This window comes from Stagnimonas sp. FW305-C-60 (assembly GCF_058782965.1).
On record NZ_JBYSYF010000008.1, the window covers coordinates 15,482 to 36,219 of the forward strand.

Consider the following 20,738-nt stretch of genomic DNA (forward strand, 5'->3'; position numbering starts at 1 on the left):
GCCGCGACGGCAAAAAACCAGCAGAAACACCGCCCGGAAGCCCATAGTCACCCGCTAGCGAGGTCAAAACAGAGGAAGTAGTCCGTGCGACGGGCCGGTGAGGCCGCCCGTCGCAAGAAGCAAGTGGTCAACGGCCTGGGTGACAGCCTGCTCCAACAGTCTCACCCACGAAGAATTACCTGATGCACGCTTACACCAGCCGGGTCTTCTTCGGCGCGTTCGAAATGCCGCCTTCGCGAACTCGTTTTGACCTGGAGTAGTGCCAATGGGCAGAACTCGTTCTCCGAGAACAATTTTCCAGGCTTCTGCCCAGCGGATAGCCCCGGAGTGTTTCGAGGCCGACAACGCAGCCAGGATCGCCTCGATCATTCAATGGTCCGACGACGCGATCATTGGCAAGTCACTGGACGGGACGATCACCTCCTGGAATCGCGGAGCCGAGAGGACATATGGCTTCACCGCGCAGGAGGCGATCGGCAGGCCCATCGGCATCATCCTTCCGTCCAATCGCAGTGATGAAATGCAGACCGTTGTTGAAAGACTTCGGGCTGGTGAGCGGATCGAGCACTACGAAACGGAGCGTCAGCATAAGGACGGCCGGATTCTGGACGTCGCGTTGACGGTTTCTCCGATCATGTCCGAGTCGGGGGCAATGGTGGGGGTTTCATCCATCAGCCGCGACATCGGCGGCGCTCGCCAGGCGAGCCACTATGTTCGCAGTCTGATTGAGGCGTCTCTGGATCCATTGGTGACGATTAGCTCCGAAGGCAAGATCACCGACGTGAACGAAGCCACCATCCGGGTGACCGGGGTGCCCCGGCAAAAGTTGGTCGGAACCGATTTCTCCAACTATTTCACAGAGCCAGAGAAGGCTCGCGAAGGCTACAAGGAGGTTTTCGCCAAAGGCTCGGTGACCGACTACCCGCTGACAATCCGTCATAAGGAAGGACGGCTCACCGATGTGCTCTACAACGCCTCGGTCTACAAAGACATCCGAGGCGCCGTGCTCGGCGTGTTCGCCGCCGCCCGCGACGTGACCGCCAGCAAACGCGCCGAGCAGAAATTCCAAGCGCTAATCGAGGCCGCTCCAGACGCGATGATCATGGTCAACCGTTTGGGCACGATCATGCTGATAAACGGGCAAACCGAACGTAGCTTTGGATACTCGCGTAATGAGCTTCTCGGAAAATCCATCGAGCAGCTTGTTCCCGAGAGATTCCACGGATTGCATCGCGGCCATCGGATTGCGTTTTTTGAGAAACCGATGCCTCGCCCGATGGGGGCTGGACTGGACCTGTGGGGGCGGCGAAAGGACGGAACCGAGTTTCCGATCGAGCTCAGTTTGAGTCCCATCGAGACCGACGAAGGAACGCATGTCACCGCGACCATCCGCGACATCACCATCCAGAAGCAGGCGAGCCACTATGTTCGCAGTCTGATTGAGGCGTCTCTGGATCCATTGGTGACGATTAGCTCCGAAGGCAAGATCACCGACGTGAACGAAGCCACCATCCGGGTGACCGGGGTGCCCCGGCAAAAGTTGGTCGGAACCGATTTCTCCAACTATTTCACAGAGCCAGAGAAGGCTCGCGAAGGCTACAAGGAGGTTTTCGCCAAAGGCTCGGTAACCGACTACCCGCTGACAATCCGTCATAAGGAAGGACGGCTCACCGATGTGCTCTACAACGCCTCGGTCTACAAAGACATCCGAGGCGCCGTGCTCGGCGTTTTCGCCGCCGCCCGCGACGTGACGGTGCAAAGGAGGACGGAGGCCGAACTGGTCTCGGCTCGTGAAACCGCTCTTCAGGCGAGTCGAGCGAAATCGGCGTTTCTGGCGACGATGAGCCACGAAATTCGCCCCCCCATGAACGGGGTTGTTGGAATGATAGAAATACTCGCGAGAAGCTCTCTCTCCGATCACCAAGCCGAACTGATTCAGACCGTTCGAAAATCAGCGGACACCCTGCTCCGGATCATTGACGACATCCTGGACTTTTCGAAGATCGAGGCCGGCAAACTGGACCTGGATCTGCGACCGGTCTCTGTCGTCGACATCGCCACCGGCGTCTGCATGTCGCTGGGTTCCATGGCCTCGGTCAAGGGAGTGAATCTGGAACGATTCATCGACCCGCGCATCCCACCCTGGGTGCTCGCGGACGACGTCAGGCTGCGTCAGATTCTCTACAACCTGGCGGGCAACGCCATCAAGTTCAGCGGGGGCCGGCAGGATCGGGCGGGAGAGGTGTCTGTTCGGGCAGAAATCGACTCTGAGTATCCTCTGCGTCTGAGATTCCGAATTGCGGACAACGGAATCGGAATGAGTCCAGAGACTGTGAGCAACCTTTTCGCGTCGTTTAGCCAAGCTGAAGTCTCAACGACGCGCCGCTTTGGCGGGACCGGTCTGGGGCTGGCAATCAGCAAGCGCTTGGTCGATCTCATGGGCGGCAGCATCGAGGTATTGAGCACCCTGGGAAAGGGATCCGTTTTCACCGTCACGCTGCCATTCGACGTCGCCTCGGAACCTCCACGGAACAGCCTCCAGGACTTCCGTGGAATCCCCAAGCAGTCAATCACACAGGCGCGCGCCGCCGGCAGGTCGGTCTTGGTTGCCGAGGACGACCCGGTAAACCAAAAAGTCATTCGACAGCAACTAGAGTTGCTTGGGTATGCCGTGGAGGTCGCCAGCAATGGCGAGGAGGCCCTACGGTTATGGCGCGGAGGCAGCTACGGCCTTCTGCTCACCGACCTCCACATGCCGGAAATGGACGGCTACACGCTCACGCGAGCGATCCGCAACGGCGAGCCAGCGCTGCAGCGAGCTCCAATCCTGGCACTGACGGCCAACGCGCTGCGCGGCGAGGGGAATCGAGCCCGTGACGCCGGCATGGATGACTACCTGGTCAAGCCCATAACGCTGGATCGGCTGAAGGCGGCGCTGGAGAAGTGGTTCCCCGATGCGACCAGGGCGGAGGCGTACGCCCCCTTTGGCGCTGGACAGGATTTGGCAGATCGGGAGGCCGCCATCAAGCCCGAGGAGGCAGTCGACGTGTCCACCTTGGAGGCTCTCGTTGGGACCGACGCAACGACCATACGAGGCTTGTTGAGCGACTATCTCGCCTCCACCACCTGCCAGGTCCAGCAGGTTCTGGAAGCCCAAGACAGCGGCGATCTAGACGTGGTTTCCATGACCTGTCATAAACTGAAATCCTCTTCCAGAGCGGTCGGGGCGGCGCGCCTCGGAAGCACCTGCGAGGACCTGGAAGCCGCTGGAAGCGCGAAGGATCAGGAAGCCGCCAGACGGCTGATTCCGGAGCTTCAGAGAGGCCTGTCTGAAGTCGAACGGTTTATCGCGCGCTTTCTAGAACGCTAGAGAGCCACGCGACCATGAGGCCTCGCCGATGAATGTCATGCTGATCGATGACGATCCGTTTTGGCTGAAGTTGCTCTCCCAGCAGATGGAAAAGCTTGGCTACCCCAGCGTCGCGCCCTATTCGAACGCACTCCGGGCCTTGACCGACCTTGAGGGTCGTTCCTGGATGTATGACCTTATCGTCTGCGACTTGCAGATGCCCGAGATGAACGGGATCGAATTCCTGAGCCAGCTCGCCCTGGTCGATTTCCAGGGCCGCCTGATCCTGGTTTCCGGAGAGGACGAACGCATTTTGGCCGCGGCCCGTCAGTTGGCGGAGGCGAAGAAGCTCAAGATTGCCGGCGCACTTCACAAACCGATTTCCCTACCTGGTCTACGGCAGGTCATCGAGCAGCGGCAACCGGAACTTCCCGCGCACGACGCTTCCACGAAAAACTATCTCCCTGAAGAGCTGCTCAGAGCCATAACCAACGGCGAGCTGATGAACCATTACCAACCGCAGGTCGATATGGCGACCGGCGACTTGCTTGGGTTCGAGGCTCTGGTTCGATGGCAGCATCCAACTGACGGGGTAGTACTCCCAAGCAGGTTCATCCCCCTGGCGGAGGAGCACGGCCTGATAAACGCACTGACCCGACATGTCATGACCGAGGCTCTGCGTCAGATCGCCCAATGGCAAACCTCCGGCCTGGCGACGCGAGTCGCAGTCAACGTGTCGATGGAAAACCTCGACACGCTCGAGTTCCTCGCGTTCATCGACGCAGCAACGGCGGGCGAGGGAGTGCTCAACTCCAACCTGGTGGTGGAAATCACCGAAAGCCAGACCATGCGGCGACCATTGATTGCCATGGACATTCTCACCCGACTTCGGTTGAAGAAAATCGGCCTGTCGATCGATGATTTCGGGACCGGTCACTCCTCCCTGGTCCAGCTTCGCGATGTGCCGTTCGATGAACTGAAGATCGACGGCAGCTTCGTCCATGGCGTCGCCGACAACGCCAGTTGCCAGGCGATCGTCGAAGCCAGTGTGACGATGGCGCGCAAGCTGAAGATCAAGACCGTGGCGGAAGGCGTCGAGGACCGTGCCGATTGGGACTGGGTCCGGAACGTGGGTTGCGATGTCGCCCAAGGGTTTTTCATCGGCAAGGCCATGCCGGCGCAGGCGGTCAGCCGCTGGATGGCCGACTGGCGATCACGGTGCCCGATCCGTCAGTTCTGACCAGGCCGAAGCAAGCCGCCCACTCGGATGCACTGTGAGTCACTCGTCCTTTTCTGGGAGGCCGGGGACGAGTGCGAGGGCGTAGAGTCTCCTCCAGAGCCGCGATTCCACGGCCTGGAGGAGAACCATGAAAACCCACCCCCTGGGCGGCCTGCGCGGCTCGGTGCGGCTGGCCGGCGTCGGCTTCGAGCAGATCACCACCCGCGTGCAGGAATTCCACCGGGCGATCGCCGACATGCCGTTCAACACCGCCGCGGCGGTGCCGGGCATCGAGCCCGGCGCACGCTCGGCCAAGCAGTTGCACGACAGCATCACCGATGGCGTCTACGCCGCAGTACGCGGCATCGGCGGCGGTCTATTCAAGCTCGCCGAGGGCAGCCTGAAGGCGGCCGAGCGCAACTTCCAGCCGGCCAGTCGCCAGGCCCTGGCGCTGACGCCGGCGGCGCTGGCGCGCGACAACCTGGTGAGCGCGGTCAGCGGCCTGGTCGGCGACTTCATGGCGCAGGAGCGCAATCCGCTGGCGGTGCGCATGGGCTTCTATCGCGAGGGCCACCGCCGCGCGCTGACCCCGGCGTCCCTGGCCGCCGCCTATCCCGAGGCCAGTGGCCGGCTGGTGGTGTTCATCCACGGCCTCTGCTGCAACGAGCACACCTGGCGCTTCTACCAGAACCCCGACGACCCCGAGACCCGCCCCTACGGTGATCGCCTGGACGAGGCCGGCTGGACCTCGCTGTACCTGCGCTACAACAGCGGCCTGCGCATCTCCATGAACGGCCGCCAGCTGGCGCGGCAGCTGCAGAAGCTGGTCGAAGCCTGGCCGGTGCCGGTGCAGGAGATCGCCCTGATCGGCCACAGCATGGGCGGCCTGGTGGCGCGCTCGGCCTGCTATGCCGGCGGCAAGTCGCAACTGGGCTGGACGCAGAAAGTCAGTCAGGTGATCTGCCTGGGCTCGCCGCACACCGGCGCGCCGCTGGCGCGCGGCGCGCATCTCGCCGCCAACGCCCTGGATGTGTTCCCGCTGTCGCGGCCGGTCGCCAAGGTGCTCAATGTGCGCAGCGTCGGCATCCGCGACCTGCGCCACGGCTACATCGCCGACGAAGACTGGCGCCGGCGCCCGGAGAACGCGCTCAATGCCGATGCGCTGACCCCGATCCCGCGCCTGCCCGGGGCGCGCTACCACTTCATCGGCAGCAGCTTCGGCGCCGACGAGCACGATCTGGTCGGCAAGGTGCTCGGCGATGGTCTGGTGCTGCTGCCCAGCGCCACCGCGCGGCACCTCGCCGATGCCGATACCGCCGTGCTCTACCGCGCCCATCACATGAGCCTGCTCAACCACCCGGTGATCTACGCGCAGATCGCGGCGCGGCTGGGCGTGCGCAAGCCGCCAACGCGGCGGCGGCTCGCCCCCTCCTGAAGGAGGATTCGAGACGGGCGGGCAGCGCATACAATTCCGTCCCGATTTTTACCCTCAACTACAACGCAGATCAGGAGAACAAGATGCGTATCGAAGGTTCCAGCTTCATCGTCACCGGCGGTGCTTCCGGCCTGGGCGGCGCCACCGCCCGCCGTCTGGTCGCCCTGGGCGGCAAGGTGGTGATCGCCGACCTCAACGAGGCACTCGGCCAGCAGCTCGCCGCCGAGCTGGGCGCCAATGCCCGCTTCTGCAAGGTCAACGTGACCTCCGAGGCTGACGCCCAGGCGGCGGTGGAGCTGGCGCACAGCGCCTTCGGCGGCCTGCAGGGCCTGGTCAACTGCGCCGGCATCGCCACCGGCGACCGCGTGGTCGGCAAGACCGGCCCGCACAGCCTGGAAGGCTTCGCCCGCACCATCCAGATCAACCTGATCGGCAGCTTCAACATGCTGCGCCTGGCCGCCGACGCCATGGCCAAGCAGGAGCCCAACGAGGGTGGTGAGCGCGGCGTGATCATCAACACCGCCAGCGTCGCCGCCTACGACGGCCAGATCGGCCAGGCCGCCTACAGCGCCAGCAAGGCCGGCGTGGTCGGCATGACCCTGCCGATCGCCCGCGAGCTGGCCCGCTTCGGCATTCGCGTCATGACCATCGCTCCCGGCATCTTCGAGACCGCGATGATGGCCGGCATGGCGCCCAATGTGCGTGCCTCGCTGGAAGCCACCGTGCCCTTCCCGGCCCGCCTCGGCCGCCCCGAGGAATACGCGCAGCTGGTGCAGCAGATCGTCGAGAACGCGATGCTCAACGGCGAAACCATCCGCCTCGATGGCGCCATCCGCATGGCCCCGAAGTAAGCCCGAAGCAAAGCGACCTCATGCGCCGCATGGGGTCTGATGCCTGACCAGGGCGCGCCGCGGTGAAACCTCACCCGGCGCGCCTTCTTTATTTGCCGCCCCGCAGGCCTTGACCCTGAACTCCCTGCTGCTCCTGAAGCTGCTGCTGGTCCCCAGCCTGATCGCCGGCATCACCGCCGCCGGCCGGCGCTGGGGTCCGGCGGTGGCCGGCTGGCTGTCGGCCTTTCCGGTGGTTTCGGCGCCCATCCTCTGGCTGCTGGCGCTGGAGCGCGGGGCGGGCTTCGCGGCACAGGCCGCCGCGGCCACTCTGTCGGCGGTGCTGGCGATCCTGGTGTTCGGCATCGCCTACTGCCGCGCGGCGCGGCGCCACGGCTGGCCGCTCAGCTTGCTGTTCAGCCTCGCCGCCTATGCGCTGGCGGTGGCGCTGCTGAATCTCTGGACACCGCCGCTGTGGCTGGCCGCCACCGGCGTGCTGCTGGCGCTGTGGCTGGCCCCGGGCGCCTACCCCGCGCCACCGCCCTACACCGCGCCCTCGCGCGCGGCCCGCGGCGATCTGTTCTGGCGGATGCTCGCGGCGGCGGCACTGGTGCTGGGCGTCACCGGCGGCGCGGAAACCCTGGGCGCGCGGCTGAGCGGACTGCTGGCAATGTTCCCGGTGATGGCCAGCGTGCTGGCGGTGTTCTCGCATCACCAGGCCGGCGCCGGTTTCAGCATCCGCCTGCTCAGGGCGATGGTTTACGGCTACTACGCCTTCGCCGGCTTCTGCCTGGTGCTGGCGCTGGCCCTGCCGGCGATGAGCCGGGGCCTGGCCTTCACGCTGGCGCTGGGGGTGGCGGCGCTGATCCAGGCGCTGGCGCGGTCGCGCATGCAGCGCGCCGCGCTCTGAGTCCCTCTCAGCGCTTGCCTTCGGCCACCGCCGAGGGGCGTGGCGCCGGCAACATGGGGATGTCGAAACGCCGGTAGAGGTCGGCCAGCAGCCACAGCGGGCCGATCAGCAGGAACTGCAGATCCTTGAAGAACGAAGGCTTGGCACCTTCGATGTGGTGGCCGATGAACTGCAAAACCCAACCCACCACGAAGATCGCCGCCGCCAGCCAGATCAGCTTGGCTCCCGCGTAGTCTTCCAAGGCCAGCACGCCGGCGTAGAAGAGGCCGGACAGCAGCGCCATGCCCAGCGCCAGACGCCAGGACAGCAGCAGGTAGTAGCCGACGAAGACGGCGATGGCAGCAGTGGCGAGATTGAGGCTTTGGCTGCCGACAGGGACCGCCTTCAGCGCGCACCAGATGGCGAACACGATCAGCGGGATGCCAAGCCAGTGTGTGAGCTTGTTCTTGGGATTGCGGTGGCTGGCGCTGTACTCGTCCAGCCACTGGTTGAGTGTCTTCATGGCGCTGTCCTCCTCGAAAAGCTCTGTTATTTACGCTTTTTTTAAGTATCCGCTTGCCCCCTGGGGCCCGCGATAGTAAAAGCGGCTTACAGGTTTTAGACCTCGTTTGTTCACAATTTTGGAGATGGCTCGCGCATGGTGGACGTTCCGCGCACGGACAGCGCAGACCCGGTAGACCGGGTCATCGCCCTGCTATACCGCTCGGTGCTGGCGGTGCCACCACCGGAATTCCGTGCCTGGGCGCTGGACCGCATCAACTCGGTGATCCCGCACGATGCCGCCCTCTGGGGCACTGGCTTCTGGGAAGGCCGCCGCTTTCACAACGTCACCCTGCGCGACGTACCCGACGACTACCCGCTGCGGCTGGAGCGCACCGCCGACGAGAACCCGCTGATCCGGCAGATGCTGGCGGTCCCCGAGGTGCCGACCACCATGGACAGCGTCTATCCGGATGAGCAGTTCTTCCAGTCGCGGCTGTACCACGAGGCCTTCGAGCCGGTGGGCATCCAGCGCATCCTCGCCACAGTGCATGTCGACACGCGCTCGGGGCTGTACTCGCTGGTGTCGCTATACCGGCGCGACCGCAAGGCCCGCTTCACCGAAGCGGAAATGGCGATCCAGGGGCGGCTCAACTACCACCTGTTCAACGCCGTCTCGCATTCCTTCTTTATTCATCTCGCGCGCACCCACCGCGACCGTCCGGCGCAGGCGATGGCGGCGGTGGTGGATCAGAGCGGTCAGTTTCACGAGGCGCAGCCGCGCTTTCTCGATGCGATGGAGCAGCACTTCCCCGAGCATCGCGGACACACGCTGCCGTTCCCGCTGCCGGCTCCGGGCGAGACCCGCAGCATCGGCAGCCTGTGCGTGCGCTGCGAGGCCATGGGCGATCTCTACATCGTCCACATCTGGCCCTCGGGGCCGCTGGACAAGCTCACCCACCGCGAGCGCGAGATCGTCATCGCCGTGGCGCACGGCCTGTCGTTCAAGCAGGCGGCGCGCAAGATCGGTGTCGCGCCCTCCACCGTCGCCAACCACCTGTACCGTATCTACCGCAAGCTGGGCGTCGCCAGCCGCACCGAGCTGGCCGACCTGATTCATGCCGAGGTTCCAGCCGAGGACTGAGGGTTTGTGAATAAACCTACTGCGCTACCCATTCGCCGCCTCATGCGGTGCTCGCAATCCTCACGCACACAAGTGCGCTGCGGTTGCTGCGCTCCTATTCGTTGCGACTGGGCATGCTCGCTACGGTTTCTTCACAAACTCTGAGCGGCTGACAAAGGCCGCCGGGAAATCAGTCGGCGCGGTCTATAAACTTTCTGCCCGGTTCGCGCATCCGAACCGCCAAGGCCAAACCACCCGCCATGCAAATCATCAGCCCGCAAGACTTGAAGCCCCTGCTCGCCCAGGGCGCCGTCACCCTGCTCGACGTGCGTCTGCCGGACGAGGTGGCGACCGCCAGCCTGCCCGGCGCGGTGCTGATCCCTCTGCACGAGCTGCCGGCGCGGTTCGCCGAGCTGCCCCGGGACAAGCCGCTGGTGGCCATGTGCCACCATGGAGTACGCAGCCAGACCGCCGCGCGGTTTCTGGAACGCAATGGCTACCCCGAGGTCTTGAGCCTCGACGGTGGCATCGACGCCTGGTCGTGCAGCGTTGATGCGACCATCCCCCGCTACTGAGCATCCCCATCACCACACTCTTCGGACCCGCCATGCGCCTGAACCGCTACGCCGTTGCCCTCGCCGCCGGCTGCTGCGCCACCGCCGCCCAGGCCAACGCCCTGCTCGACGTCTACCAGCAGGCGCTCGCCAACGACAAACCCTTCCAGGCCGCGCAGTTCCAGCGTGACGCCGCTCTGCAGGCCAAGCCGCTGGCGATTGCCAACCTGCTGCCGCAGATCGGCGCGCAGGGCTCCTACACCGAAGAGAAGAGCAACAGCTCCTACTCCTCGGCGCGCTTCGGTTCCACCACCTCCGGCACGGTGGATCAGGACAGCGACGGCAATACCACCGCTTATTCGGTGTCGCTGACCCAGGCGATCTTTGACTGGTCGTCGATCCAGAAGCTGCGCCAGTCCAACGACCAGGTGGCCCTGGCCGAAACCAGCTACCGGGCCTCGCAGCAGGACCTGATCCTGCGGGTCGCCACCGCCTACTTCAACGTGCTGGCCGCCGCCGACACCCTGCGCTTCTCGCAGGCCGAGAACCAGGCCGTGGGCCGCCAGCTGGAGCAGTCCAAGCAGCGTTTCGAGGTCGGCCTGTCCGCGATCACCGACGTGCAGGAGGCGCAGGCCCGCTATGACCTCACGGTGGCCTCGCTGATCACCGCCGAAACCGCACTGTCCAGTGCCCGCCGGGTGCTGGCCGAGACCACCGGCGGCACCGACAGCGCCGCCGGCACCGTCCCCGAGGACATGCCGCTGGCCGGCCCCGATCCGCAGACGCCGGCGACCTGGATCGAGGCCGCGCGCAAGGACAACCTCAATGTGCTCGCCGCCCGCCTGCAGACCGAGATTGCCAAGAAGGACATCCAGATCGCCCGTGCCGGTCACCTGCCGACGCTGAGTCTGCAAGCCGGCTACAACAACTCCTCCGGCGACTCCACCATCACCACGACGGCGGGCGGCACCACCAGCACCAGCGACTCGCCACAGGACAGCGACGGCACCTCGATTGGCCTGGTCGCCAAGCTGCCGCTGTTCGCTGGCGGCGCGGTGCGCGCCAGCGTCAAGGCGGCGAGCAGCACTTCCAGCCAGCGCCAGGCGCTGCTGGAAAGCGCCACCCGCACCGCCGAGCGCCAGACCGGCGACGCCTACCAGGGCGTGCTCTCCGGCATCGCCCGGGTGAAGGCCTACAAGCAGGCGGTGATCTCCTCCAAGACCGCGCTGGAAGCCAGCGAGGTGGGTCTGCAGGTCGGCGCCCGCACCTCCATCGACGTGCTCAACGCCCAGCAGCAGCTCTACTCCGCCGAGCGCGACTACGCCCGCGCCCGCTACGACTACCTGCTGTCGGTGCTGCAACTGAAGGCCAATGCCGGCCGCCTCGCCGAGGCCGACCTGGCCGAGATCGACCGCCTGCTGGTCGGCGGCTGATTTATTTAGTCTCGGCTGCGACCTTAAGGCCGCCTGCCGCATCCACTGCGGCAGGCGGCCTCTTGCGTTTGCGAGGCTATTTTCAAGACCGAAGCCGACCATCCTCAGCCCCGTGGCGCGCCGGCGGTTGACGCGCTAGCTTCGCGCACCTGCCTAGGAGAATCTAATGCGCCCGTCCCTGCCTGCCCACCGCGTGCTGCTGTTCGTCGCCACCGTGCTGGCCACGCCGCTGGTGCAGGCGGCGACGCTCAAGCCCCTGGCGCTCGCGGCGGTGCCACAGACGCTGCTGGCGCCTGCCGAAGTTCAGGCCGAGATCGGCCGGGTGCAGGGCAACCCGCTGCGCTATGCGGTGGCCGAGGCGCTAAATCTCGACCAGCGCCATGGCGTCTGGGATGAACCGGAAGCCGGCCTGGCGCGCTGGCGCCTGCGCATCGCCTCCGAAGGCGCGCGTTCCCTGAGCCTGCACCTGCGCGAGCTGAACCTGCCGGAAGGCGCCCAGCTCTGGCTCTACGACGCCAGCGGCAGCGGCGACCGCCAAGGCCCTTATGACCGCAATAGCGCCGCGCTCTACCAGGGCGAGCTCTGGCTGCCGGTGGTGCGCGCCAGCGAGGCGGTGCTGGAAGTGCAGCTCCCGTCGTCCGCCGCCAGCGAGCTGCGGCTGGGCGTCGCCGAGGCCTTCCACGGCTTCCGCAGCCTGAGCGCCGCGGGTGGTGGCACCGAACCCAAGGCCTCGATCGGCAGCGACTCCGGCAGTTGCAACGTCGATGTGGTGTGCAGCGCCGGCAACGGCTGGAGCAGCGAGATCCGCTCCACCGTGCTGCTGTCCACCGCCGGCGTCAGCCTGTGCAGCGGTTCGCTGGTGAGCAACACCTTGCAGGACGACCGGCCGCTGATTCTCACCGCCAACCACTGCGGCATCCGCAGTACCAATGTCCGCACGGTGACCGCCTACTTCAATCTGCAGTCCGGCACCTGCGGCGGCAACCAGAACGGCCGCACCGACCAGAACCTCGCCGGCACGAGCTTCCTGGCCCGCGATCAGGAATCCGACTTCACCCTGTTCACCCTGGCCAGCGCGCCGCCGGCCGCCTACAACCCTTACTACGCCGGCTGGGACGCTCGCAGCGGCGTCGCCCCGCAGTCCGGGGTCGCCATCCACCACCCTAGCGGCGACGAGAAGAAGATCAGCGTCTACAGCGCCGCCGCCAGCGCCGCCGACAACGTCAGCATCGGCGAGGGCAGCAGCGCCTTCTTGGTGGACGCCTGGCGGGTGGTCTGGACGCAGGGCACCACCGAGGCGGGGTCTTCCGGCGCGGCCTTGTGGAACCAGGATCATCGGGTGGTCGGCGTGCTGTCCGGCGGCGGCGCCTCCTGCACCACGCGCTCGGAACCGGACTACTTCGCCCGTCTGGAGCGCGGCTGGACCGCGAACAGCAGCAGCAGCGGTCAGCTCAAGGCGCACCTGGACCCCAATAGCAGCGGCTGCCTGACACTCAACGGCAAGAGCCTGGGCAGCGCCGCGCCGGTGACCAGTTGCAGCGGCGGCTCCTCGGGCGGCACCAGCGGCGGCGATTCCGGCAGCGGCGGTGGCGGCGGCAGCCCCGGCCCGGCGCTGCTGGCCGGGCTGGCGCTGCTGGCTATTTCACGCCGTGCATGCCGCGCCGCAGCAGCGGCGTAGCCAGCGCGTAGAGCACCCCGGCGCCGATGCCGACCGCGGCCATCAGCTCGAACAGCTGCACATAGCGGGCGGAAGCCTCGGCGAAGTTGAGCACGCCGCCGTCAGGAATCTCGATGGAGGCGAGCTTGCCGAACTGCGCGGCCAGCACTTCCGAATAGGCGGTGGCGAGCCAGAAAGCACCCATCATCAGGCCCACCACCTTGGCGACCGACAGCTGGGTGACGGCGGACAGGCAGATCGGCGAGATGCACATCTCGGCGATTTCGAGAATGAAGTAGGCCAGGGCCAGCCACCAGACACTGGCCATCACCCCGCTGGCGGCGGATTCGGCGGCCAACACCATCGGCAGGAATGAGGCTCCGGCGAACAGCAGGCCGATCGCCATCTTCGCCGGCTTGCTGGGGTTGAGGCCGCGCCGCTCCAGCCAGGGCCAGAGCCAGGAAAACACCGGCGCCAGCGCGACGATGAAGAAGGCGCCGAGGAAGGTCAGCGAGCCGGCGGTCTGCGGCACCAGCACGATGTCGTGGACGATGGCGACCACCAGGCCCAGCACCAGCAACCCGACCATCGCATAGGCGAGCTGGCTGCGGCCGCGATCGCTGGCGGCGAGTGCCGCCACCATCAGCGGCGGCGAGGCAAGCAGCGAGTACAGCGCCCAGGGCAGATGGCCGACGGCACCGACATCGATGGCGAACAGCTCCTTGGTCAGCAGGCGGTCGGTGAAGGTGATCCAGGAGCCATAGGTCTGCTCGTAGAGCGTGAAGAAGATCAGCACGCCGACGATCAGCACCACCAGGGTCAGCATCTGCGCACGCTCGGTCTTTGAGCAATGGCGGACCAGATACCAGACGAACCAGGCCAGGAAGCCGAGCGCGATCAGGTGCATGGCGCCGTGCACGGTCCAGGTGCGCTGGATCAGCTGCCAGACCAGGGCGACACCGCCAGCGCCGGCCAGGTAGATCAGCGATTCGCGGCTCAGCGGGCCGACCCGTTCGGCAAGCTTGGCGGGGTCGGCGGGCTCGGCATGGCCATGCAGATACTTCTGCCCCCAGAGGAACATGGCGAGGCCGGCAAGCATGCCGATGCCGGCGGCGCCAAAGCCGTACTTCCAGCCGTAGGTCTCGCCGAGAAAGGCGCAGATCAGGCTGGCGAACAGCGCGCCGACATTGATGCCGGCATAGAACAGGGTGAAGCCGCCATCGCGGCGCGGATCGTTCTCGGGGTAGAGCTTGCCGACGATGGTGGAGATGTTGGGCTTCAAAAAGCCCACGCCCATGATGATCAGCGCCAGCGACAGGTAGAACACCTGCAGCGCGAAGCCGTCGCGCACCACCACGCCATCGACCAGCTTCGCCGCGTGGCCCTCGTAGGCCATGCCCAGGTGCCCCAGCACCAGCAGCACGCCGCCATAGATCACCGCCTTGCGCATGCCCAGGTAGCGGTCGGCGACTAGGCCGCCAACCACCGGCACCGCGTAGACCAGGCCGCCGTAGGCGCCGAGCAGGTCGTAGCCGGCGTCGTCGCTGAACAGGTGGTACTTGAGCACGTAGAGCAGCAGCAGCGCCTTCATGCCGTAGAAGCTGAAGCGCTCCCACATCTCGGTGAAGAAGCAGACGTAGACGCCCTTGGGATGGCCGAGGAAGTCCGTGTGCGCGTGGGCGGAGGCGGTCATGGGGGAAGACAAAAGGGGAATGCCCCGAGTGTAGCCATGCCGCGACGCGAAAACGTAACATCGACCCGTTCGTGCCCCGCACGCCTCGCCTTTCCGCCCCGATGAAACGTCTATTACTCGCCGCCACCCTGGCGGCCACCGCCACTGTTGCCATGAGCGCCCCACAGCCCTTCACCTACAACGAGCTGGTCCGCTTCGAGCGGGTCAGCGATCCCGTCGCCTCGCCGGACGGCCTGCGCATCGCCTACACGCTGCGCAAGACCGACTACGAGGGCAACAAGGGCGTGCGTTCTATCTGGCTGCTCGATCTCGCCAGCGGCAAGACCCGCCAGCTCACCGGCGGCAAGGGCAGCAGCGACAGCGCCCAGTGGGCGGCCAATGGCGATCTCTACTTCCTCTCCAGCCGCTCCGGCTCCTCGCAGGTGTGGAAGTTGAGCCTCGCCGGTGGCGAAGCCCAGCAGGTCAGCGACCTGCCGCTGGACGTGGTGGCCTACACGCTGTCGCCGACCGGCGACCGGCTGGCGGTGGCGCTGGAAGTGTTCCCCGACGCCAAGACCCTGGCGGAGACCAAGGCGCGCCTGGAGAAGGCCGAGAAGAGCCCGAGCGCCGGCACCGTCTACGACCGGCTGTTCGTACGCCACTGGGATACCTGGGCCAACGGCGCCCGCAACCAGTTGTTCGCGCTCGCGCTCAAGGACGGCATCGCCGTCGGCGAGCCGGTGCCGTTGAGCCAGAACCTCGATGGCGATGCGCCCTCGAAACCCTTCGGCGGCGCCGAGGAGTTCAGCTTTTCGCCGGACGGCAAGACCCTGTACTTCTCGCTGCGTCTGGCCGGCAAGACCGAGGCCTGGAGCACCAACCTCGATGTCTGGAGCGTGCCCGCCGACGGCTCGAAGAAGCCGAGCAACCTCACCGCCGGCAACCCGGCGACCGACGTCGGCCCGGTGGTCTCGCCGGATGGCAAGACGCTCGCCTACCGCGCCATGAAGCGCGCCGGCTTCGAGGCCGACCGCTACGCCATCATCCTGCGCGACCTGGCGACCGGCAGTAGCCGCGAATTGGCCGCCGACTGGGACCGCTCGGCCGACAGCCTGGTCTGGTCTGCTGACGGCAAGACGCTCTACACCAAGGCCGACGAGCTGGGACAGAACAAGCTGTTCGCCATCGACGTCGCCAGCGGCAAGCTGAGCACGCTCACCGGCCCCGGCACGGTGGAAGGCTTCACCCTGAGCGCGCGTGGCCCGGTGGTCGCCCACAACACGCTGGACCGCCCCACCGATCTCAAGCTGGTCGACGCCAGCGGCCTGAAGCCGCTCACCGCGCACAACGCCGCCGTGCTGTCGAACCTGAAGTTCGGCGAGTACGAGCAGTTCAGCTTCAAGGGCTACAACGACGAAACCGTCCACGGCTATGTGGTGAAGCCGGCCGGCTACAAGAAGGGCAAGAAGTACCCGGTGGCCTTCATCGTCCACGGCGGCCCGCAGGGCAGCATGGGCAACCACTTCCACTACCGCTGGAACCCGCAGACCTATGCCGGCGCCGGCTATGCGGTGGTGTTCATCGACTTCCACGGCTCCACCGGCTACGGCCAGGCATTCACCGATTCAATCTCGGGCGACTGGGGCGGCAAGCCGCTGGAAGATCTGCAGAAGGGCTGGGCGCACGCGCTCAAGACCTACGACTTTCTCGACGGCAACAAGGCCGCGGCGCTGGGCGCCAGCTACGGCGGCTACATGATGAACTGGATCGCCGGCAACTGGCAGGACAGCTTCAAGGCCATCGTCAACCACGACGGCGTGTTCGACAACCGCAGCATGGGTTACTCCACCGAGGAGCTGTGGTTCGACGAGTGGGAGCACAAGGGCACGCCCTACGAGGTGCCTGCGGCCTACGAGAAGCACAATCCGGTCAACTTCGTGAGCCAGTGGAAGACGCCGATGCTGGTGATCCACGGCGCCAAGGACTACCGCATTCCGGTCGAGCAGGGCCTGGCCGCCTTCAGCGCCCTGCAGCGGCGCGGCGTGCCCAGCCAGTTGCTGGTCTTCCCCGACGAGAACCACTGGGTGCTGAAGCCGCAGAACAGCGTGCAATGGCACCAGACCGTCGAGGCCTGGCTGGCACAGTGGCTGAAGTAAGCCATCCAAGACGTTAAGGATCACTCCATGCTCAAGAAGCTCAGTCTCACCACGCTCGTCGCCGGCCTCGTAGCCTGCGCCGCGCCGCCCCCCTACCCGCTACCGGAGCCGGAAACCCCGGTGGAGCAGATCGCCGGCATGGCGATCAGCGCCGCCGGCCTGGCCACCACGATCGGCGCGCTCGCCTCCGACGCCTTCGAAGGCCGCCTGCCCGGCACGCCCGGCGAGGACAAGACCGTCGCCTACCTCAGCGAGCAGTTCAAGGCGCTGGGCTTGAAGCCCGGCAACCCGGACGGCCGCTACGTGCAGGACGTGCCCCTGGTCGGCATTGACGGCACGCCCTCGCTGAGCTTCCAGGCCGGCAAGACCACGCTGGCGATGACACCGGGCAAGGACTTCGTCGCCGCCACGCCCCGCTTCGTGCCGGAGGTGACGGTCAGCAACTCCAACCTGGTGTTCGTCGGCTATGGCGTGCAGGCGCCGGAGTACGACTGGGACGACTACAAGGGCCTGAACGTCAAGGGCAAGACCCTGGTGATGCTGATCAACGACCCGCCGGTGCGCGGTGCCGACGGCCAGCTCGACCCGACCAAGTTCGCCGGCAAGGGCATGACTTACTACGGCCGCTGGACCTACAAGTTCGAGATCGGCAGCAAGCTCGGCGCCGCCGCCGTCATCATCGTCCACGAGACCGAGCCGGCCGCCTACCCCTGGAGCGTGGTCGAGCACTCCTGGACCGGCGAGCAGTTCGAGCTGGCCGCACCCGACAAGAACATGAGCCGGGTGCCGGTGCAGGCCTGGATCACGGTGGACAAGGCGCGCGCGCTGTTCGCCGCCGGTGGCCGCGACTACGACGAGCTGAAGCAGGACGCGGTGCATCCCAACTTCCAGCCGGTGTCGATCAAGGCCAAGGCCAATTTCCACATCAGCAACCAGGTGCGCACGGTGGAGTCGCACAACATCGTCGCGCGCCTGCCGGGCAGCGACCCTCGGCTGACGGCGGAAACGGTTATCTACACCGCGCACTGGGACCACCTCGGCCGCGACAACCATCTGCAGGGCGACCAGATCTTCAACGGCGCGGTCGACAACGCCTCCGGTGTCGCCGGCCTCTTGGAGATCGCCAAGGCCTACCAGGCCCTGCCCTCGCCGCCCAAGCGCTCGGTGCTGTTCCTGGCGGTGACCGCCGAGGAGCAGGGCCTGCTCGGCTCGCGCCACTACGCGCGCAATCCGCTCTATCCGCTGCCGCTGACCAGCGCGGTGATCAACATGGACGCGCTCAACCCCTGGGGTCCGACCAAGGACTTGCAGGTGATCGGTTCCGGCCAGACCACGATGGAAGACACGCTGGCCGCGGTGCTCGCCGACCGTGGCCGCATCACCGTGCCGGACGCGCAGCCGGAGAAGGGCAGCTATTACCGCTCCGATCAGTTCGAGTTTGCCAAGGTCGGCGTGCCCGGGCTCTACGCCTGCCGTGGCAGCCAGGCCATCGGCCAGCCGGAAGGCTGGCTGGCGGAGAAGAACAAGGTCTTCACCAGCAACAGCTATCACAACGTCAGCGACGAGGTGCGCGAGGACTGGAACCTCGCTGGAGCCGCCAACGATATGCAGGCCCTGTTCGAGGTCGGCTACCGACTGGCCCAGGGCACGGCGACCGCCGAGTGGAAGAGCGGCTCGGAGTTCAAGGCGATCCGCGAGGCCTCGCTGGCGTCCTGGGCGCCCTGAGCCGTTCGTTACCCGAAGCGATCACGGGCCGCACATCGCGGCCCGTTTTTTTGTCCGCCGCCGGCCTCGGAGCATTCTTTGGCTCAACACGAACCAGTCCCCTCCCCCGCGAGCGGGGGAGGGTTAGGGTGGGGGCGACGAGCGGAGCGGGCGGCGCTGCGACCAGCTTTCGCGAAAGCAACGCTGCTAGCGTTCGCCCCCATCCCGGCCTTCCCCCGCAAGCGGGGGAAGGGGACCAGCCAGGTCACCGTTTCCGCGAAGAGCTGCCCTAGTCTTCGTCCGGCAGTCGCTGCACATAGTCCTCGATGGCCTGTAGCACCCGCCGCGGATCGGATTCTTCCAGCAGTTGCTGCTTGCGCTCCGGCGCCACCGGCAGCAGCTCGCAGAGACGGTAGGCCACCCAGGCGGCATCGTCGAAGCGCGCCGGCTGTGGGAAGTTCTCGGCACCCAGTTCGCGGATCAGACGCTCCAGCAACTGGCCGAGCAGGCGGTAGCGCTCCGGCAAGTTCAAGGGGTCGGGCGGCTCGACCAGTTCGACCTCGGCGCGGATCAGGCCATCGCTCTCGGTCCAGCGGCGCCGGATGCGGAAGCGGCTTTCGCCGCGCGCCAGCAGGTGGAACTGGCTGGGTACCGGCATGTCCCATTCGGCGATGCGCGCGGTGCAGCCCCAGTCGCAGGGGATCGCCGGCTGGCCGACCTCGTAGCCGGCGCGGATCAGCGCCACGCCGAACGGGCTCTGGTCGCGCAGGCAGGCCTTGGTCATCTCCAGGTAGCGCGGCTCGAAGATGCGCAGCGGCAGCCGCCCGGCCGGATACAGCACCGTGGTCAGCGGGAAGATCGGAATCTCCAGCAGTGTCTGCGGCTGCATGCGCCCCCCGATCTAGCTTCCATATTTAGCCTACGCCATTGAATCGCCGCCGCGCCGCTCCAATAGTCGCTGACATGCCCCGTAAAGCTCTCCTGGTTCTCGGCCTGATCAGCGCCCTGCTGCACGCCTATGTCGGCTGGCGCCTGCTGCCGGATCTGCCCTGGGGCCAGACGGGCATGGTGCTCGGCCTGCTCTGGCTGGCGGTCTCCACCCTCGCCACGCCGGCGCCGCTGCTGCTGTTGCGCGGCCTCAGGCCGCACTGGCTGGCCGATGCCCTGGCCTGGCTGGGCTATCTGGCGATGGGCGTGTTCTCCTCGCTGCTGGTCCTCACTTTTCTGCGCGACCTGCTGCTACTCGCCGCGCCGCTGCTGCCGGCGGCCTGGACCGGCGACTCGCTGCGCTCGGTCTCGGCGCAGGCGGTGGTACTCCTCAGCGCGCTGATCAGCCTCGTCGGTTATTTCAACGCGCGCCGGCTGGCGCGGGTGGTGACCGTCGAGGTGCCGATCGCCGGACTGCCGGCGGCGCTGGCCGGCTTCCACATCGCGCAGATCAGCGACATCCATGTCGGCCACACCATCCGCCGCGGCTATCTCGACGCCATCGTCCAGCGGGTCAACGGCCTGAAGGCCGATCTGGTGGCGATCACCGGCGACGTGGTCGATGGCAGCGTCGCCCGGCTGCGCCCGCATGTCGCGCCGCTCGCCGAGCTACAGGCACGCCACGGCGTCTATGCGGTGACCGGCAACCACGAGTACTACTCCGGCGCCGAGGCCTGGGTGGCGGAATGGCGGCGCCTGGGCCTGCGGGTGCTGATGAACGAACACCGGGTGCTCGACCACGATGGCGCGCAGCTCCTGGTCGCCGGCGTCACCGACTACTCGGGCGGCCACTTCCACCCGGACCACCACAGCGATCCCGCCGGCGCCCTCGCCGACGCGCCCGCGCTGGTGGACCTGCGCCTGCTGCTGGCGCACCAGCCACGCTCGGCGCCGCAGGCCGCCGCCGCCGGCTATCACCTGCAGCTCTCCGGCCACACCCATGGCGGCCAGTTCCTGCCCTGGAACTTCTTCGTGCCGCTGCAACAGCCCTACACCGCCGGCCTGCGCCGGCTGCGGCAGCTCTGGGTCTATACCAGCCGCGGCACCGGCTACTGGGGACCGCCGCTGCGCTTCGGCGCGCCTTCCGAGATCACCCTGCTGAGGCTGGTCGCGGCCTGAGGGCCGCCCGCACCGCAGCTTCCGCTCCTGGGCGCGAATTGTCGCCCGGCTACTGCATTCGGCCGATGGGGGCCGACGCCGGCTTGCGCACACTCGCGGACGACCCGGCACGG

Annotated in this window: 15 protein-coding genes; 12 read left to right on the plus strand and 3 right to left on the minus strand. The window is 66.5% G+C overall.

The window, feature by feature from the left end:
- Window positions 1–265: 265 nt before the first annotated feature.
- From AC3WT6_RS16225 to AC3WT6_RS16245, 5 genes are all read left to right on the plus strand, one after another.
- Window positions 266–3,370 carry a PAS domain S-box protein gene (locus tag AC3WT6_RS16225; protein ID WP_492654646.1) on the plus strand — a complete coding sequence of 1,035 codons (3,105 nt, stop codon included), beginning with the start codon at window positions 266–268 and terminating at the stop codon, window positions 3,368–3,370.
- 28 nt (window positions 3,371–3,398) lie between these two features.
- Window positions 3,399–4,589 (plus strand): EAL domain-containing response regulator, encoded by a 1,191-nt coding sequence (locus tag AC3WT6_RS16230; protein ID WP_492654647.1) that lies wholly within the window; start codon window positions 3,399–3,401, stop codon window positions 4,587–4,589.
- 127 nt (window positions 4,590–4,716) lie between these two features.
- Window positions 4,717–6,003, plus strand: a complete 1,287-nt coding sequence (locus tag AC3WT6_RS16235) for an esterase/lipase family protein (protein ID WP_492654648.1) — start codon at window positions 4,717–4,719, stop codon at window positions 6,001–6,003.
- Window positions 6,004–6,086: 83 nt separating this feature from the next.
- Complete coding sequence (locus AC3WT6_RS16240) at window positions 6,087–6,854, plus strand: 3-hydroxyacyl-CoA dehydrogenase (RefSeq protein WP_492654649.1); 768 nt, start codon at window positions 6,087–6,089, stop codon at window positions 6,852–6,854.
- Between the two features lie 109 nt (window positions 6,855–6,963).
- Window positions 6,964–7,740, plus strand: a complete 777-nt coding sequence (locus tag AC3WT6_RS16245; RefSeq protein WP_492654650.1) for a hypothetical protein — start codon at window positions 6,964–6,966, stop codon at window positions 7,738–7,740.
- 7 nt (window positions 7,741–7,747) lie between these two features.
- On the opposite strand, the gene AC3WT6_RS16250 is transcribed toward AC3WT6_RS16245, so the two are convergent.
- The gene (locus AC3WT6_RS16250) at window positions 7,748–8,242 is read right to left on the minus strand and encodes an Mpo1 family 2-hydroxy fatty acid dioxygenase (RefSeq protein WP_492654651.1); all 495 of its coding nucleotides are present in this window, start codon (window positions 8,240–8,242) and stop codon (window positions 7,748–7,750) included.
- A gap of 135 nt (window positions 8,243–8,377) precedes the next feature.
- Here AC3WT6_RS16250 and AC3WT6_RS16255 point away from each other — a divergent pair, with 135 nt between their 5' ends.
- From AC3WT6_RS16255 to AC3WT6_RS16270, 4 genes are all read left to right on the plus strand, one after another.
- Window positions 8,378–9,364, plus strand: coding sequence for a helix-turn-helix transcriptional regulator (locus AC3WT6_RS16255; protein ID WP_492654652.1), 987 nt, complete (start codon window positions 8,378–8,380; stop codon window positions 9,362–9,364).
- A gap of 239 nt (window positions 9,365–9,603) precedes the next feature.
- Window positions 9,604–9,918 (plus strand): rhodanese-like domain-containing protein, encoded by a 315-nt coding sequence (locus AC3WT6_RS16260; protein WP_492654653.1) that lies wholly within the window; start codon window positions 9,604–9,606, stop codon window positions 9,916–9,918.
- Window positions 9,919–9,950: 32 nt separating this feature from the next.
- Window positions 9,951–11,330, plus strand: coding sequence for a TolC family outer membrane protein (locus tag AC3WT6_RS16265; protein ID WP_492654654.1), 1,380 nt, complete (start codon window positions 9,951–9,953; stop codon window positions 11,328–11,330).
- A 166-nt stretch (window positions 11,331–11,496) separates the two neighbouring features.
- Window positions 11,497–13,008: a trypsin-like serine peptidase gene (locus tag AC3WT6_RS16270; RefSeq protein ID WP_492654655.1), complete on the plus strand. Its 1,512-nt coding sequence runs from the start codon at window positions 11,497–11,499 to the stop codon at window positions 13,006–13,008.
- Here AC3WT6_RS16270 and AC3WT6_RS16275 read toward each other — a convergent pair.
- A complete protein-coding gene (locus AC3WT6_RS16275) occupies window positions 12,968–14,680 on the minus strand; it encodes a peptide MFS transporter (protein WP_492654656.1) in 1,713 nt (570 codons plus the stop codon). The genes AC3WT6_RS16270 and AC3WT6_RS16275 overlap by 41 nt on opposite strands.
- Before the next feature lie 101 nt (window positions 14,681–14,781).
- Between AC3WT6_RS16275 and AC3WT6_RS16280 the strand changes: the two genes are divergently transcribed.
- Window positions 14,782–16,815, plus strand: coding sequence for a S9 family peptidase (locus tag AC3WT6_RS16280; protein ID WP_492654657.1), 2,034 nt, complete (start codon window positions 14,782–14,784; stop codon window positions 16,813–16,815).
- Window positions 16,816–16,842: 27 nt separating this feature from the next.
- The gene (locus AC3WT6_RS16285) at window positions 16,843–18,540 is read left to right on the plus strand and encodes a M28 family metallopeptidase (RefSeq protein WP_492654658.1); all 1,698 of its coding nucleotides are present in this window, start codon (window positions 16,843–16,845) and stop codon (window positions 18,538–18,540) included.
- Window positions 18,541–18,808: 268 nt separating this feature from the next.
- Here AC3WT6_RS16285 and AC3WT6_RS16290 read toward each other — a convergent pair whose 3' ends face one another.
- A complete protein-coding gene (locus AC3WT6_RS16290) occupies window positions 18,809–19,408 on the minus strand; it encodes an LON peptidase substrate-binding domain-containing protein (RefSeq protein ID WP_492654659.1) in 600 nt (199 codons plus the stop codon).
- 74 nt (window positions 19,409–19,482) lie between these two features.
- Between AC3WT6_RS16290 and AC3WT6_RS16295 the strand changes: the two genes are divergently transcribed.
- A complete protein-coding gene (locus AC3WT6_RS16295; RefSeq protein ID WP_492654660.1) occupies window positions 19,483–20,625 on the plus strand; it encodes a metallophosphoesterase in 1,143 nt (380 codons plus the stop codon).
- The last annotated feature ends 113 nt before the right edge of the window (window positions 20,626–20,738 follow it).